The sequence below is a fragment of the Dyella lipolytica genome, from assembly GCF_030160075.1.
GTDB lineage: Bacteria > Pseudomonadota > Gammaproteobacteria > Xanthomonadales > Rhodanobacteraceae > Dyella_B > Dyella_B lipolytica.
On the sequence record NZ_BSNQ01000003.1, the window covers coordinates 2091708 to 2107591 of the forward strand.

The 15884-nt window shown below is 61.5% G+C and carries 16 protein-coding genes; 10 read left to right on the plus strand and 6 right to left on the minus strand.

Going from position 1 to position 15884, the window contains the following annotated elements; genetic code table 11:
- The first annotated feature begins 74 nt into the window (after nt 1-74).
- From QQL64_RS10795 to QQL64_RS10805, 3 genes are read left to right on the plus strand one after another with little or no spacing between them, the layout of a single operon-like run.
- Nucleotides 75-2375 (plus strand): DUF1631 domain-containing protein, encoded by a 2301-nt coding sequence (locus QQL64_RS10795; protein WP_284399166.1) that lies wholly within the window; start codon nt 75-77, stop codon nt 2373-2375.
- Complete coding sequence (nadC, locus tag QQL64_RS10800; protein WP_284399169.1) at nt 2372-3229, plus strand: carboxylating nicotinate-nucleotide diphosphorylase; 858 nt, start codon at nt 2372-2374, stop codon at nt 3227-3229. The genes QQL64_RS10795 and nadC overlap by 4 nt, the downstream gene beginning before the upstream one ends.
- A gap of 36 nt (nt 3230-3265) precedes the next feature.
- Entirely contained in the window at nt 3266-3682 is a 417-nt protein-coding gene (locus QQL64_RS10805) for a DUF3301 domain-containing protein (protein WP_284399756.1), read from the plus strand.
- Nucleotides 3683-3710: 28 nt separating this feature from the next.
- On the opposite strand, the gene QQL64_RS10810 is transcribed toward QQL64_RS10805, so the two are convergent.
- From QQL64_RS10810 to petA, 5 genes are all read right to left on the minus strand, one after another.
- Entirely contained in the window at nt 3711-4136 is a 426-nt protein-coding gene (locus QQL64_RS10810) for a ClpXP protease specificity-enhancing factor (protein ID WP_284399172.1), read from the minus strand.
- 20 nt (nt 4137-4156) lie between these two features.
- Complete coding sequence (locus QQL64_RS10815; RefSeq protein ID WP_284399175.1) at nt 4157-4777, minus strand: glutathione S-transferase N-terminal domain-containing protein; 621 nt, start codon at nt 4775-4777, stop codon at nt 4157-4159.
- Nucleotides 4778-4839: 62 nt separating this feature from the next.
- Nucleotides 4840-5583, minus strand: coding sequence for a cytochrome c1 (locus QQL64_RS10820; protein ID WP_284399176.1), 744 nt, complete (start codon nt 5581-5583; stop codon nt 4840-4842).
- Nucleotides 5576-6880 carry a cytochrome b gene (locus QQL64_RS10825; protein ID WP_284399178.1) on the minus strand — a complete coding sequence of 435 codons (1305 nt, stop codon included), beginning with the start codon at nt 6878-6880 and terminating at the stop codon, nt 5576-5578. The genes QQL64_RS10820 and QQL64_RS10825 overlap by 8 nt, the downstream gene beginning before the upstream one ends.
- A complete protein-coding gene (gene petA / locus QQL64_RS10830) occupies nt 6880-7485 on the minus strand; it encodes a ubiquinol-cytochrome c reductase iron-sulfur subunit (protein WP_284399180.1) in 606 nt (201 codons plus the stop codon). The genes QQL64_RS10825 and petA overlap by 1 nt, the downstream gene beginning before the upstream one ends.
- 215 nt (nt 7486-7700) lie before the next feature.
- Between petA and QQL64_RS10835 the strand changes: the two genes are divergently transcribed.
- The gene (locus QQL64_RS10835) at nt 7701-8912 is read left to right on the plus strand and encodes a S1C family serine protease (protein ID WP_284399183.1); all 1212 of its coding nucleotides are present in this window, start codon (nt 7701-7703) and stop codon (nt 8910-8912) included.
- Here QQL64_RS10835 and QQL64_RS10840 read toward each other — a convergent pair.
- Nucleotides 8909-9940 (minus strand): lytic transglycosylase domain-containing protein, encoded by a 1032-nt coding sequence (locus QQL64_RS10840; RefSeq protein WP_284399185.1) that lies wholly within the window; start codon nt 9938-9940, stop codon nt 8909-8911. The two genes, QQL64_RS10835 and QQL64_RS10840, sit on opposite strands and share 4 nt — an antisense overlap.
- Nucleotides 9941-10190: 250 nt before the next feature.
- Here QQL64_RS10840 and miaB point away from each other — a divergent pair, with 250 nt between their 5' ends.
- From miaB to QQL64_RS10870, 6 genes are all read left to right on the plus strand, one after another.
- Entirely contained in the window at nt 10191-11534 is a 1344-nt protein-coding gene (gene miaB, locus QQL64_RS10845; RefSeq protein WP_284399188.1) for a tRNA (N6-isopentenyl adenosine(37)-C2)-methylthiotransferase MiaB, read from the plus strand.
- Between the two features lie 49 nt (nt 11535-11583).
- Nucleotides 11584-12072, plus strand: coding sequence for a GNAT family N-acetyltransferase (locus tag QQL64_RS10850; protein WP_284399191.1), 489 nt, complete (start codon nt 11584-11586; stop codon nt 12070-12072).
- A 22-nt stretch (nt 12073-12094) separates the two neighbouring features.
- Nucleotides 12095-13093 carry a PhoH family protein gene (locus QQL64_RS10855; RefSeq protein WP_284399193.1) on the plus strand — a complete coding sequence of 333 codons (999 nt, stop codon included), beginning with the start codon at nt 12095-12097 and terminating at the stop codon, nt 13091-13093.
- On the plus strand, nt 13080-13559 hold the full coding sequence (gene ybeY / locus QQL64_RS10860; protein ID WP_284399194.1) for an rRNA maturation RNase YbeY: 480 nt from the start codon (nt 13080-13082) through the stop codon (nt 13557-13559). Before QQL64_RS10855 ends, ybeY begins: the two co-directional genes overlap by 14 nt.
- Before the next feature lie 167 nt (nt 13560-13726).
- Nucleotides 13727-14566 carry a CorC family transporter gene (locus QQL64_RS10865; protein ID WP_284399196.1) on the plus strand — a complete coding sequence of 280 codons (840 nt, stop codon included), beginning with the start codon at nt 13727-13729 and terminating at the stop codon, nt 14564-14566.
- 87 nt (nt 14567-14653) lie between these two features.
- Entirely contained in the window at nt 14654-15868 is a 1215-nt protein-coding gene (locus QQL64_RS10870; RefSeq protein WP_284399197.1) for a lipoprotein N-acyltransferase Lnb domain-containing protein, read from the plus strand.
- Nucleotides 15869-15884 lie beyond the last annotated feature (16 nt).

Below are 15884 nucleotides of genomic sequence, written 5' to 3' on the forward strand. Positions count from 1 at the left end.
CCGGCATAGCGGCGAAACCCGTTTTCGCTTATGTTGAGTAAATCGGCAAGCAGACCGCACACAGGGGTGTGGCGATGAAAGAAGCCAACGAGCCGTCTAAGATCGTCAACATCAGTCAGCGACTGGATCCGTCCAGTGGTCGCGGCGGCGATCTGTTGAATGCTGTCCGCAGCATCGCTTCCCGTCGCCTGCAGCAATACATCGGCAACATGTTCGAACACGTCGACGACGCGCTGTTCGATCTCGCCGAGAAGGCCGAGAACAACGCCGCACAGATGCATTACTTCGACGGCATGCGTGAAGTACGCAAACGTCGTCCGGTGATCGAGCGCAGTTTTCTCGCTCAGGTCTCGCGCGAATTGAATGATTTCGTCACCGGCAATCACCCCACGACAACTCACACTAGTGTCGCGTCGCCGCTCGCCGGCTCCCCGGAATTGTCGCTGGTGGCCGATAACGAGCTGGAGGAATCGCTGGCGATCACCAGCCTGATCGGCAAGAACGAGACGCGACTGACGCGCGACCTGTTCGCGGTCAATCAGCGCTTGTCGGTCATCTGCGGTGGCACGCGTATCGACGATGCCACCAATCCGGTCGGCCCCGCCCTGCTGGCGCAAGCGTTCCGTCAGTCGATGCGCGAACTCAGCGCCGACATGCGCGTGAAGCTGATCATCTACAAGCTGTTCGACCGCTACGTCATGACGTCGCTGGACGAGCTGTATCAGGAAATCAACGCCGAGCTGATGCGGGCTGGCGTGCTGCCGCAATTGCGTCACGAAGTGGTACGCAACGCCGCTGGCGGCACTGGCGCCGCCGCAGGTGGAGCGGTGTCCGCCCAGGGTGACGCGGCTGCGCCGCTGCCCACGGACGACAGCGAGGCGTCGGCCGAGCTGCTGCAGACGCTGCGCACTTTGTTTGGAGCGCGCCGCGCACATCCCACGGTTCCGCTTTCGGCCATGACGCATGGGCCGCTACCTACCGCCAACGAACTGATCGGCGCCTTGAGCGTGCTGCAGAGTCAGGCTGCCACCGTACAACCGGTGATACAGGCTGGCGCTGGCAGCGTGCTGGACATCACCGAGCAAGTGCTGCACCTCAAAGAACAGCTGCTGTCGCAGCTCGGTTCTTTGCGTGGTCAGCGCCCGGGTCAGATCGCCACGATCGACGAAGACACCATCGATCTGGTCGGCATGCTGTTCGAGTTCATCCTCGAAGACCGCAACCTGCCGGCACAGATGCAGGTGCTGCTGGCACGCCTGCAGATTCCGTACCTCAAGGCCGCGATCATCGATCGCAAGCTGTTCGCGCACCGCCAGCATCCGGCGCGCCGCTTGCTCGATGGCCTGGCCGATGCGGCCAAGAGCTGGTCGGAGGAATCCGATCGCGACGGGCGCCTGCACGACACCATCAAGGCCATTGTCGATCGCCTGCTGCAGGAATTCGACGACGACATGACGATCTTCGATCGTCTGTCCGCCGAGTTGCAGCAGTTCCAGGACGCCAGCCGCCGCCGCGCCGAACTGGCGGAGCAGCGCGTTGCCGAATCCACCCGCGGTCGCGAAAAGCTGGAGCAGGCGCGCCGCCGCGCTGCACGCGAAATCCTCAATCGCATCGGCGACCATGCGCTGCCGCCGCTGGTGCACGGGGTGCTCTCGCGCGCCTGGGCGAACTACATGGTGCTCACCATCCTGCGTAAGGGTGAGGAATCCACCGAATTCCGCGAAGCTTTGCGCTTCGTCGATGCCTTCATCGCCAGCACCAAGCCGGTGCGCACGCCTGAAGCCAAGCGCGATCTGCGTCAGCTGCTGCCCGGTATCGAGCGCGCACTGCGCAAGGGTCTGGCGCAGGTGGCGTTCCAGGAAGCCGATATCGAGCGATTGCTCGCTCAGCTGCATACCTACTATCGCCAGCAATTGGGCGAAGCCGTGCCAGCCGCCGAACTGCCGCAAACGGTTGAAGGTACGCCTGCCCCGCTGCCCATTCCGGAAAGCATTCAGCCCATCGCCGAGAGCATGGCCGATCTCGAAGACGAGTCGATCAACGCCGAACCCGAGGCTGCGGCGATCGCACCGGAAGTGCGCGGTGAACTGGAGCGCGTCAACGCGCTCAAACCCGGCACGTGGCTGGAATTCAGCAGCGAGAACGAGCATTTCGAGCGCGCCAAGCTGTCCTGGATCAGCCCGATGAGCGGCCGCTACCTGTTCGTCAACCGCCGCGGCCTGAAAGTGGCGGACTACTCACCTTACGAGCTGGCCACCGTGATGGCGGACGGCCGTGCGCGAATCCTCGCCTCCAATGCACTGTTCGACCGCGCGATGGACGCCATCGTGGATCGACTCAGCCATGAGGATGGCCGAACCAGCGATACCGAATGACATCAGCATTTCGCTTCAACCCACCCGATTCCGCCTTAATTGCATCCGACGTGGAACGCGCCTTTGCCGAAGACCTCGGCAGAGGCGACGCCACAGCCGACCTTTTGCCGGCCGCTGCACAGGCCACCGCCCAGCTCACCTGCCGCGAGGATGCCGTCATCGCGGGCATCCCGTGGTTCGACGCGTGCGTGCACAAGCTGGATCCGAACGCGCGCATCGATTGGCACGTGAGCGACGGCGACCGAGCCGCGCCTGGCTCGGTGATCTGCGACATGCGTGGCAACGCACGCGCCCTAGTCAGTGCCGAACGCTCCGCCCTGAACTTCCTGCAGCTACTTTCCAGTACCGCGACGATCACAGCCGACTACGTGGCTGCCGTGGCCGGCACGAAGGTGCGCGTGCTCGATACCCGCAAGACCGTGCCGGGCCTGCGACTGGCGCAGAAATACGCCGTGCGCTGTGGAGGCGGCCACAATCACCGCATCGGCCTGTATGACGCGATTCTGGTGAAAGAAAACCACATCATTGCGGCCGGCAGCATTGCCGCCGCCGTATCGGCCGCACGCAAGCTTCATCCGGCGCTGTTGCTTGAGGTTGAGGTGGAAACCCTCGACGAACTGCAGCAGGCACTGGATGCCGGTGTGGATCGCATCATGTTGGATAACTTCACTCCGCCGCTGATGCGCGAAGCGGTGTCTCACACCGCAGGGCGCGTGCCGCTGGAGATTTCCGGCAACGTCGATTTGCAGACGATCGGCGAATATGCCCGTACCGGCGTGGACTACATCTCGGTCGGTGCGCTGACCAAGCACGTGCGGGCGATCGATCTTTCGCTGCGCTTGAAGATCGACTGACTTGCAGGTCTGGGGAGTCGCCCACACACTGTGGGAATGGGCGACTTGGCTACGCTACTGCTGCTTCTCATCCTGTTCGCTATCTCCGGTACATGGCTGACGTTGAGCCGTGCCCGCGACAAAGCCATCCAGGAAGCGCGCTCGCGCTGCCAGCAATATGGCCTGCAACTTCTGGACGAAACCGTCGGACTGAGCGGACTGCGCCTGCGTCGTCTCAGCGGCCGCCGTGTGCTGGAGCGGCGCTACAGTTTCGAAGTAAGCATCGACGGCAATGACCGCGAAGCAGGCCATCTATGGATGATCGGTAACGCGCTGACGGCCCTGATCCTGCCTACGATCGAACTGTATACGCCCGAACAAACCGATAACCCGCTGGAGCGAACACCGGTCCCGGAAGATGGCAATGTGTTGCCGTTTCGCCGTCGGTTCCGAGACCGGGATATTCGTCACTAGGACGATGCGCGCCAACCCACGGTGGAAACTACTTGACGACGCGCAGGTGTGAGCCGCCGCGCTTTGGCTTGTCGCCGCCATCGCTGGGGGGTTCGGGTGTTGGCGGTGACGGCGGGGTATCCGTCGGCGGATCGCCACCCTCTTCTTCATCGGCCGGGAACATCATGCCCTGGCCGTTTTCTTGCGCGTACAAAGCCAGCACGGCAGGAATAGGAATCTGGATGCTGTGGCTGACGCCGGAGAAACGAGCCTGGAAGCTGATCCACTCGTTGCCGAGATCGAGGTTGGCCACGGCGCGCATGGCCAGATTGAGCACGACCTGCCCGTTCTTGATCACATGCGTCGGCACGCGCACACCGCTGCGCGAGGCATCGACCAGCATGTAGGGCGTGAGGTTGTTGTCGCTGATCCAGTCGTAGATCGCCCGCAGCAGATACGGGCGATTGGAGGTCATGCCATGAGGTTCTTGCGATGTCACCGTAAAGCCTTTTCTTCTGCCGTCAAACTGCGAGCATAACCCTGACTGTGGAACAACCGCTCACCGTAATCCATGATCGGCTTGCCTTCGCGCCCCAAATCGACCCCCAGCGAGGGGAGCCGCCAGACCACCGGTGTCACCAGGCAATCGGCCAGGCTCATTTCCGGATTCAGGAAAAACTTCGACGCTTTAAACAAGGGCAGCGCAGATAGCAGCTGTTCGCGCAGCCGCTTACGTGCCGTATCTGCCGGACGCCCGCCGGCGTGGATGGTTGCCACCTCCGGTAACCAGTCGCGCTCGATGCGCACCGCCGCCAGTCGCAGCCGCGCGCGGGAAAGCGGGTCGATCGGCATCAGCGGCGGATGCGGGTAACGTTCGTCGAGGTACTCGCAGACCACCGAGGTGTCGTACAGCGTAAGGTCGCGATCGACCAGGGTGGGTAGCGTCCCGTAGGGGTTCAGATCGATCAGGTCCTCCGGCGGCTTGGCCGGGTCCACCTGGATCAAATCGTAGGTCACACCCTTCGCCGCCAGCACCAGCCGTACCCGATGACATTGGATGTCATCGGCAGCGGAATACATGGCGAGTACCGTCCGGGAACGAGCGTTCTGGACCATGCACGATCTCCCCATCGAGATGACCGCCAGGGGCATCTACCCTCTGGCGGTCACAAGTCCGGTCAGTGGACGTCCTTCCAATATTCCTTCTTTAGCAAATATGCGAGGAAGGTGAAAGCCAGCAGGAACAGAACGACCCAAATGCCGTAGTGCCGCCGTTGCAGGGCGGCCGGCTCGGAGACGTATTCGAGGAAGTTGGTCAGGTCGCGGGTGGCCTGCTGGTACTGCTCCGGCGTGAGGCGGCCCGGGTGCAAAAGCGTCAGCTTGTCGATCTGCGGGTCTTCGCCCGATTTGGCCGGCTTCATCACCGCAATCTGCTGGCCCTGTAGCTCCCACAACGGGAACGGCATGGCGGCGTTGGGCAGGATGGTGTTGTTCCAGCCGATCGGGCTCTTCGGATCCAGATAGAAGCCGTTGAGGTAAGCGAACACCCAATCCGGGCCCTTGGCACTGACTTCCAGGGACAGATCCGGCGGCGCCTTGCCAAAGAACTTCTGCGCGTCGTCGGGCGGCATGTGCGAAATCACCGTGTCGCCGAACTTGGCGTCGGTGAAATTGAGGTTCTGCATCACGTCCTGCTCGGACAGGCCGAGATCGTCCGCGATGCGCTCATAGCGCACGTACTTCAGCGAGTGGCAACCCACGCAGTAGTTGAAGAACAGGTGGGCGCCGCGTTGCAGTGAAGCCTGGTCGCGCAAGTTGGTGCCGGCAGACGGTAGCTCCGGGCCTTCATCGGCCATCACCGCAGTCGTGCCAAGCAACAGGCCAAGTGCCAGCGCAATGGTGGAAATGTAGCGCTTAATCATGCGTCGTCACCCGCTCCGGAACCGGCTTGGTCTTTTCCCAGCCAAGATGCGTATACAGCCACAGGAACACGAAGAACCCGAAGTAGATCAGCGTCATCACACGACCGAATGCGTTGTCCCAGGCGGTGATGTCGATATCGCTGCCGAACAGTTTCGGGAAAAGTACGTCGGTGTAGTCCGTGCCGATCATGACCAGCCCAAGGAAGGCCAGCACAAACATCGTCAGCGCCACCTTGTAACCCGTGCCGCGGTAACGCACCGACTTGACCTTGCCCGCGTCGATCCACGGCAGCAGGAACAGCAGCGCGATCGAGCCGAACATGCCCAGCACGCCCCACACCGCTGTACCGAGAGCCGAAGGAATCATGCGCACGATGGCGTAGAACGCGGTGAAGTACCACACCGGTTTGATCTGCGTCGGCGTCACCAGGTTGTTCGCAGCGATCGAGTTGTCGTGCTCAAGGAACCAGCCACCCAACGTCGGCTGGAAGAAGATGATGAACGCGGCAATGGCCAGGAAAAGGCCGACGCCCACCAGATCTTTCACCGTGTAATACGGGTGGAACGGAATGCCATCGGCGGGCTTGAGCGCATCCCAGCGGTTGCCCTTGGGACCCTTCTTGATCTCCACGCCGTCGGGATTGTTCGAACCCACTTCATGCAACGCGGCCAGATGCAGCACCACCAGCAACAACAGCACCAATGGCAGTGCGATCACGTGCAATGCGAAGAAGCGGTTGAGCGTGGCGTCGGCCGGCAGGAAGTCGCCCATGATCCACTCGACCAAGGTGCCGCCAATAACCGGGATCGTGCCAAACAACGAGACGATCACCTTGGCACCCCAGAACGACATATTGCCCCACGGCAACACGTAGCCCATGAAGGCCTCGGCCATCAGCACGAGGAAGATCAGCATGCCGAGCAGCCACACCAGCTCGCGCGGTTTCTTGTACGAGCCGTACATGATGCCGCGGAACATATGCAGGTAAATCACCACGAAGAACAGCGACGCGCCCGTGGTGTGCATGTAGCGGATCAGCCAACCCCACTCCACGTCGCGCATGATGTACTGCACCGAGTCGAAGGCACCTGCCGCGCTCGGATCGTAGTTCATGGTGAGGAAGATGCCGGTGACGATCTGGTTGACCAGCACCAACAGGGCAAGCGACCCAAAGTAATACCAAAGATTGAAATTCTTCGGCGCGTAGTACTCGGTCATGTGCTTGCGATACGTGGGTGCCAGATTCGGCGCACGATCGCTGACCCACTCGCCAATGCTCGAGAAGACGTTCGCCATTACGCAGCCCCCTGAGGATCCACGCCGATCTGCACCGTCGTGTCATCGATAAAGTGATAGGGCGGAATCACCATGTTCTTCGGTGCCGGCACCCCCTGATAGACACGCCCGGCCATGTCGTAACGCGAGTGATGGCACGGACAGTAGTAACCGCCCTGCCAGTTCGGATCGAACGGCTCGGCCTTCATCTCGCCCACATAGTCGGGCACGCAGCCCAGGTGCGTGCAGATGCCGACCATCACCAGCCACTCGGGCTTGATGGAACGGGTCGCGTTCTGTGCGTACTTCGGCTGCTGGTCGGAAGACGTACCGTTCGAGCCCGGATCGACCAGACGGGGATCCTGCTTCGGCAACGCCGCAAGCTGCGACGGCGACCGATTGACGATAAATACCGGAAGACTGCGCCAGGCCACGATCAACTGCTGGCCGGGCTCGATCTTTTTCAGCGACTGGGTAACTGGAGCACCGGCAGCCTTAGCTCTTGCACTGGGTTCCCACGACTTGATGAAAGGCACAACTGCCGCCACTACACCCACTCCCCCAACCACGGCCGTAGTCGCGGTGAGAAAGCGGCGGCGGCCTGGATCGACGACTTCGTTCGCCATCAGGCTCTCCGGTATTGCATGCCAAAAAGAATGCAGAAACCAGATTCTGCCATTGCGGACGAAAAAGATTGCGCTTCGCCGACCGCCCCAGGATCGTGCCCCTGCAAAAATCGCGTTAGTGTAGCCTCAGGTCTTGCACCCTACAATAAAACCGCACAGGCGGTCACGTCGCTCCGCCACACTCCTCGCAACGGTTCCACGGATCGCACTACGACATGAAGCATGCCGCCGGCATCGTCGCTTTTATTGCCCGATTCGTGATACTGGGGCTGGCGCTTGCGTTCGTGATCAGCCTGATGTGGCCCGGGGTCGGCGATCGTCTGCGCGCGCGCTTCGGGCTGCAACACGCCCCTGCAGAAGCCAGCAGCGCTGCTGCTTCGCTCTCGACGCAGTCCACACCCAGCGCGCCCTTTTCTTATGCCGATGCGGTCGCCAAGGCGGCGCCTTCGGTGGTCAATATCTACGCAAATAAGATCGTCACCGAGCAGGCGGTGAGGATGTTCACTGATCCGCTCATGCAGCAACTGTTAGGCGGCACGCCCGCGGGAACGGTCAAACGGCGCGAGCAAAGCCTGGGTTCCGGTGTGGTCGTCAGTGCGGAAGGCTATGTGCTGACCAACAATCACGTGATCGCCAACGCCGACGACATCCAGGTGCTGCTGTACGACGGGCGCGTCGCCAAGGCCACGCTGGTCGGTTCCGATGAGGAAACCGACCTCGCGGTGCTGAAGATGAAGATCGACGCTGGCAGCCTGCCGGTGATCCAGATGGCCGACCCGAAAAAACTGCGCGTGGGCGACGTGGTGCTAGCCATCGGTAATCCGCTCGGCCTCAACCAGACCGTTACCATGGGCATCATCAGCGCGATCGGGCGGCAGCTAAGCAACAGCAGTCCGGAGGATTTCATCCAGACTGACGCGGCCATCAACTTGGGCAACTCCGGCGGCGCGCTGGTCAATAGCAACGGTGATCTGGTCGGCATCAACACCTTGCTGATCGGCAAAGCCGCCAACGCCGAAGGCATCGGTTTCGCCATTCCGGTCGATACCGCGACCAGCGTCCTGCGACAATTAATCGCAACCGGTCGTGTGATCCGCGGCTGGCTCGGCGCGAATTATGGCTTCGTGCCGGTGGAGGCAGATAGCGGATTGCCCGCGGCAGCACGTGGCGCGCAAGTCACCGATGTCATTCCCGGTGGCCCCGCAGCAACGGCCGGCATCCAGCTGCACGACATCGTGCTGCGCCTTGGCGATGACGACATTCGCGATCCGGCCGACCTGAGCCGGCGCGAAGCGGAGCTCAAGCCCGGCAGCCGCGTCGAGGTATCGGGTCTGCGCAACGGCGTACCGTTTCACCTGATGCTGACCGTGACGCGACGTCCGCCACAGACACCCACGGCACCTTCCGCACCAAGCAGCGTCGGCTAAAGCGTTGCGGCCAAGGGTGGGTGCAACGCCTTGTTGTAGCGCTGCAACAACTCAGCCACCCGTTGCACATACACCTGCGTCTCTGCGAAGGGCGGCACGCCGTTGTAGTGCTGCACCGCCGCCGGGCCTGCGTTGTAGGCTGCGGCAACAAGCCGCACGTCGCCCTTGAAATTTTTCGACAGCAAACCGAGGTAACGCGCACCGCCGCGAATGTTCTGTGCGGGATCGAAGGCATCGAGCACACCCATGTCGTTGGCCGTGCCCGGCATCAACTGCATCAGCCCCTGCGCCCCTTTAAGTGACATGGCGCGAGGATTGAAGGCGCTTTCGGCCTGGATGATGGCGCGGATAAAGGCTTCGTCGACACCCGATTCCAGGCTCGCATTGCGGATCACCTCGGCGTAGTCGGTCAGATCCAGCCGCACGGTGCCCCAGTTGATCGGCGAGTGCAGATTGCACGCCATGCAGGTCGCGATGTAGGTGAAGAGCCGCGTGACATTACGCGCCGATGCGCCACCTGGCGGAATATTGGTGTACTCCACGCTGCCGTCGCGATGTATCACGCGATAGACCGCGCCGCGCAATATCCGGTTATCCGGAGAATCCGACGCGTCATTCGTTGCTAGCGCCGCCGGGAGCGCATCGTGCGATTCGCTATAGGTCCACTGCCCCGGCTTACCATTTGAAGCGGGTGGAGTCGGCACGGCGCGCGCCGTGGTCTCCACACCCCCTTCGACCTGGCTTAGCGACACCACCTGCGGCGCGATCGGCTGGGCGGTGGTGTCCGCCCAACCGGTGACCCACGCCAGAGAGGTGACTTCCTTCGACATCGCCCGTCGCGGCTCCGAACGCGGCTTGGCATTGGCGAACGAGGCCAACTGTTTGCAATCTTTGTAGCCTGCCGTGCTGCTGGTGAATACGGTCTCGCCCTGCGAACCGGCACAGCGATAAAGCGTGCCTGCACGCGCTGGCGCCACGAGCAAGGCCAACAACAGGACACAGCCAGCCATGACCTGCACAAGGGTCATTAAAAGCTCAGGGAGGCTGATTGCCTGGGAGCCGGCGCCTCCCCTTTGGCGTACGGCGACGGGCATGGCGGCAGTGTGCCTCCACACCGAGCCCGCGCCAAGCCCGATATACCGATTTCGTGCACCAGAACATGCCCGCAAGTGCTTGATCCGCCAATTGCTGTCAGTGGCGGGTGGGCCGGAGGGCTAGTAAACTGCACGGTTCGGCGCACCCGCCTGCGCACCTTCCGAATCCACGGTACCGAACGCCATGAGCGGCAAGCTTTTCATCAAGACCCACGGCTGCCAAATGAACGAGTACGACTCGGCCAAGATGGCCGACGTGCTGAAGGCGTCGCACGGCCTGGAATTGACCCAGGACGAGTCGGAGGCGGACGTCATCCTGATCAACACCTGCTCGATCCGCGAGAAGGCCCAGGAAAAGGTCTTCAGTCAGCTCGGCCGCTGGAAGGAACACAAACAGGGCGACAAGCCGGTACTGATCGGCGTGGGTGGCTGCGTGGCCTCGCAGGAAGGCGAGGCGATCATCAAGCGCGCGCCCTACGTGGATCTGGTATTCGGCCCGCAGACCCTGCACCGCCTGCCCGAGCTGATCGAGGCTAAGCGCGCCACCGGCAAACCTCAGGTCGACATCAGCTTCCCCGAGATCGAGAAATTCGACCGCCTGCCGGAGCCGCGCGCCGAAGGCCCCACCGCTTTCGTCTCGATCATGGAAGGCTGCTCCAAGTACTGCTCCTACTGCGTGGTGCCCTACACCCGCGGCGAGGAAATCAGCCGCCCGTTCGACGACGTGATCGTGGAAGTGGCGCAACTCGCCGAACAAGGCGTGCGCGAAGTGATCCTGCTCGGCCAGAACGTCAACGCCTATCGCGGCCCCACGCATGACGGCGGCATGGCGGATCTCGCCGTGCTGATCCACGCCATCGCGCAGATCGACGGCATCGGCCGCATCCGCTTCACCACCTCGCATCCGCTGGAGTTCTCCGACTCGCTGATCGAGGCGTATGCCAACGTGCCGCAGCTCGCGAACTTCCTGCACCTGCCGGTGCAGGCCGGTTCCGATCGCATCCTCACCGCGATGAAGCGCGGCTACACGGCGCTGGAGTTCAAGCAGAAGATCCGCAAGCTGCGCGCGGTACGTCCGGACATCTGTATTTCCTCCGACTTCATCGTGGGTTTCCCCGGTGAAACCGACGAGGATTTCGAAAAGACCATGAAGCTGATCGACGATGTCGGCTTCGACCAGAGCTTTTCCTTCATCTTCTCCTCGCGTCCCGGCACGCCGGCAGCGAATCTCGCCGACGACACACCGGCTGCGGTGAAGCACGAGCGCCTTACGCGCTTGCAGGCTGTACTCAACGCCAACGCGAAGAAGATCAACGAAGCGATGATCGGTTCCGTGCAGCGCGTTCTGGTGGAAAAACCCAGCAAGAAGAATCCGAACGAACTCACCGGCCGCACCGAAAACATGCGCTACGTGAACTTCCCCGGCGCTGCCCGCCTGATCGGCCAGTTCGTGGATGTGGTGATTACCGAAGCGATGAGCAATTCGCTGCGCGGCCGCATCGCCGGCACGGACAGCCAAGCTGCGTGACCTGCGCATGAGCCCGGATGCGGCAAGCTCAGAAACCAGTATCCGGTTGATGCCGTATCAACCTCGGCATTTCGAGGCGACGACGACGCTGATCGTTTCGATTCAACGCGACGAATTCGGTTTCGACATCGATCTGGAAAGGCAACCGGATCTCTCAGCCATCCCTGAGTTTTATCAACACGGTGCGGGTAATTTCTGGGTGGCATTGGATGGCGACACCGTCGTCGGCACCATCGCGCTAAAAGATATCGGCGAACACAACGTGGCATTGCGCAAGATGTTTGTGGCGGCCGATTACCGTGGTGCTGGATGGAACATCGCCGCAAATCTCCTGAAGACCGCAGTACGGTGGGCAGAACAACACGCGGTAAAGTGCATTTTTCTCGGTACGACGGAAAAATTCCGCGCTGCGCATCGCTTCTACGAAAAGCACGGTTTCACCCTGATCGACAAAGCCTCCCTGCCCGCGAGTTTCCTGTTCATGCCGGTCGATACTCGCTTCTATCGACTCGACCCGGTCGCCGATCCAATCCGTTAACCGAAGTAATCAACACCTATCCATGACCAACGGCCTCAACCAACGCGACTTTGCCCTCGATCCGGAAGATAACGCCCGGCTCGCCAACCTCTGCGGCCCGTTTGACGAACATCTACGTCAGGTGGAACTTCGCCTGGGCGTGGAAATCGACCATCGCGGCAACCTGTTCCAGGTGATCGGCGAGGAGGGCGCCACGCGCGCAGGCGAAAAGGTGCTCAAGGCGCTTTACGCCGTTACGGGAAACGAATCGCTCACTGGGGCGAAGATCAATCTGCATCTGGCCGAATCGGGCATCGATGCGATCACCGCGGATGCGGCTGAAGCCGCGCAGGACGTCGCGATCAAAGTAAAGCGCGGTGTGATCAAGGGCCGAGGCCCGAATCAGGCGCGCTACTTACACGCCATCACCACGCACGACATCAGTTTCGGTGTCGGCCCGGCCGGCACCGGCAAGACCTATCTTGCCGTCGCCGCCGCGGTCGAAGCACTAGAAGCGAACCGGGTACAGCGCTTGTTGCTGGTACGCCCTGCTGTCGAAGCAGGCGAGAAGCTCGGCTTCCTGCCTGGCGATCTTTCGCAAAAGGTCGATCCCTATCTTCGCCCGCTGTACGACGCACTCTACGAAATGCTCGGCTTCGAAAAAGTCGCCAAGCTGATCGAACGCAACGTGATCGAGATCGCACCGCTGGCCTATATGCGCGGTCGCACGCTCAACGATTCTTATGTGATTCTCGACGAAGCGCAGAACACCACGGTCGAACAGATGAAGATGTTCCTCACCCGTATCGGCTTCGGCTCGGTCGCGGTGATCACCGGCGACGTCAGCCAGATCGACCTGCCCCGCCATGTGCGCTCCGGTTTACGCCATGCCGTTGAAGTACTGCGCGGCGTAGACGGTATCAGCTTCACTTTTTTCACCTCGCGCGATGTGGTGCGTCATCCGCTAGTGGCGAAGATCGTGCGCGCCTATGAAGCCTTTGAAGACGCCAACGATGGGAAACCCGGCGATGGCGCAAAGTAATCCGTCACCCGTTTCGCACATCGTCCACGTCAATTACGGCGTAGCGCGTGTCGGCTTGCCCTCTGCCCTTAGCTTCCGTCGCTGGGTGGATGCAGCCCTCGCCGGCGCACGGCGTCGCAAGGCCGCCGAACTGGCGATTCGCATCGTCGGCACGCGGGAAGGCCGCACCCTCAATCGCGACTATCGCGGCAAGGACTACGCCACTAACGTGCTCTCGTTCCCGGTCGAGCTGCCGCCTGGCGTCAGCCTTCCCTTGTTGGGCGACATTGCTATCTGCGCTCCGGTCGTCGCACGCGAAGCTGCCGAACAGGGCAAGCCGGTTGCCTATCACTGGGCGCATCTCACGGTGCACGGGGTGTTGCATCTCATCGGTTATGACCATATCGCCGAAGCAGATGCGGTGCGGATGGAAGCACTGGAAACGCGCGTTCTCGCTGGTCTTGGGATTGCCGATCCCTACGCGTAAGCCATCGCAACTGCCCAGCCGCAAAGGAAAATGCCGGCGAACGCAGGTTGGCAGCAAGGGCCGCGAACCTCAGCCCCGCAGCAGTCCACTTTCCTTTAAGCACTGAATTGTCACGCTTTTTCCGCTAGACTGATTATTCCGCCCGAGTGGCCGTCTACCCAAAAGTAATGAACGAGGACCCTGGCAGTACCAGCGGCCCGGTCCACCGAAAATGGTGGGATCGACTGGGCCATCTGTTTTCCGGCGAGCCACGCAACCGCGAGGAACTGATCGACGAGTTGCGAACCGCCCAGGCCAATGGCCTGCTTAGCGCCGACACCCTTCCCATGCTGGAAGGCGCGCTGCGAGTCACCGAACTCAACGTCGACGACGTGATGGTGCCCCGCATGCAGATCGTGATGATCGATGTCGATGCACCCCTTCCCGATATTCTCGCCGCCGTGGTCGAATCCGGGCACTCCCGCTTCCCGGTGCATGGCGAGGACAAAGACGACATCCTCGGCATCCTGCTCGCCAAGGATCTGCTCAAGTACTTCGGCAACGGTACGGATTTCGATCTGCGCACAATTCTGCGTCCGGCCGTGCTGATCCCCGAATCGATGCGCCTGAACGTGCTGCTGGCCGAATTCCGCCGTAGCCGCAACCACATGGCGCTGGTGGTGGACGAATACGGCGGTGTCGCTGGCTTGGTCACCATCGAAGACGTGCTGGAAGAAATCGTCGGCGAGATCGACGACGAGCACGACGACGAGGAAGAACCCAACCTGATGCACGCCCAGGCCGAAGGCGAGTGGATCGTCGATGCGCTCACGCCCATCGCCGACTTCAACGAGGAAATCGGCGCAGCCTTCTCCGACGAGGAGTACGACACCATCGGCGGCATGGCCACCTCTGAATTCGGTCACTTGCCCGAAGTGGGCGAACAAATCGCCATCGGCAACTTCGAATTCCAAGTCACCCAGGCCGACGATCGCCGCGTGCAGCAGTTCCGCGTGATCCGGCGCTGACCGAACCACCGTGCGCCTGCCATGTCCGCCTTCGGCAGGTGCACGCTTCCCGATAAGCTACGCCCTTTCCTTTCAACGGTTCCGCCCATGAAGCTCGCCGGCCGCTTGCTGCTGACCCTTGCATTGATCCTCTGCAGCGCGTGCCTACCTGCGCAGGCCGAAGTGGAAAATGCGCCAGGGGCAAACCTCGAAGTCTCACTGATCACCTACGGCCCAGGCGACATCTATTGGGAGCGTTTCGGCCACGATGCGATCGAACTACGCGACACCGTCAGCGGCGAGGAAGTGGACTTCAACTACGGCGTCTTCAACTTCGACGAGAAAAATTTCTTCCTCAATTTCGCCCGCGGCCGCATGCACTACCTGATCGACGCCGAGGTCACCACCGATGAAGAAAACTTCTATAAGCAAGCTGGACGCTCCATCACCAAGCAGCAACTCGCACTGACACCGCAACAAGCTGCCGCCTTGCGCGACTTTCTGTTCTGGAACTTGCGTCCTGAAAACGCCGGCTACAATTACGACTACTACATCGACAACTGCACTACGCGAGTACGCGATGCACTCGACCGCGCACTCGGCGGTGCCATCAAAGCCCGCCTGACTAAACTGCCAGGCGGCATGACCTACCGCCAGCAAACCGTGCGCCTGATGAGTGCGCAACCGTGGCTGATGCTGATACTCGACCTTGGTCTGGGCCCCTACGCAGATCAACCACTCAATGCGTGGCAGGAGAGCTTTCTGCCCGAAAAGTTACAAGCCAACCTGAGCAGCGTCACTGCGATGGACGAGCATGGTGCACCTGCCGCGCTAGTGCAGAGCGAAGAGCTGCTCTCGCCGAACCACCTCAGTATGCCGCCGCCGCAGCCGCCGGACCTGCGTGTACCAATGGGTTTAGCTGGCCTGCTAATCGCTGGATTGATCGCGCTTGCCGCACGCTGGTGGCTTCCCGGCTTCGCATTGTTTGGCTCGCTCTATCTATTAGCCGCAGGGCTGGTCGGCCTACTACTACTGATTCTCTGGACGCTCACAGCACATCACTCGGCCTGGGCCAACGCGAACCTGCTGCTGTTCAACCCGTTGGCTTTATTGCTACTACCCGCAGTATGGCGGAAGCTCCGCGGTATCACTCCTTCGCACTTCACCGACGGCACCCTGTTGCTGCAACTGCTGGCGCTGATCGCGGCCATGTTGATGCACATGCTGCCCGGCACCGTGCAGCAGAACCAACCGTGGATTCTGTTCGCTCTACCTATATGGCTAGCGCTTGCTTGGGGCATGCGTCAGCGTTCACGACACTAGTCCGAACAAATAGGCG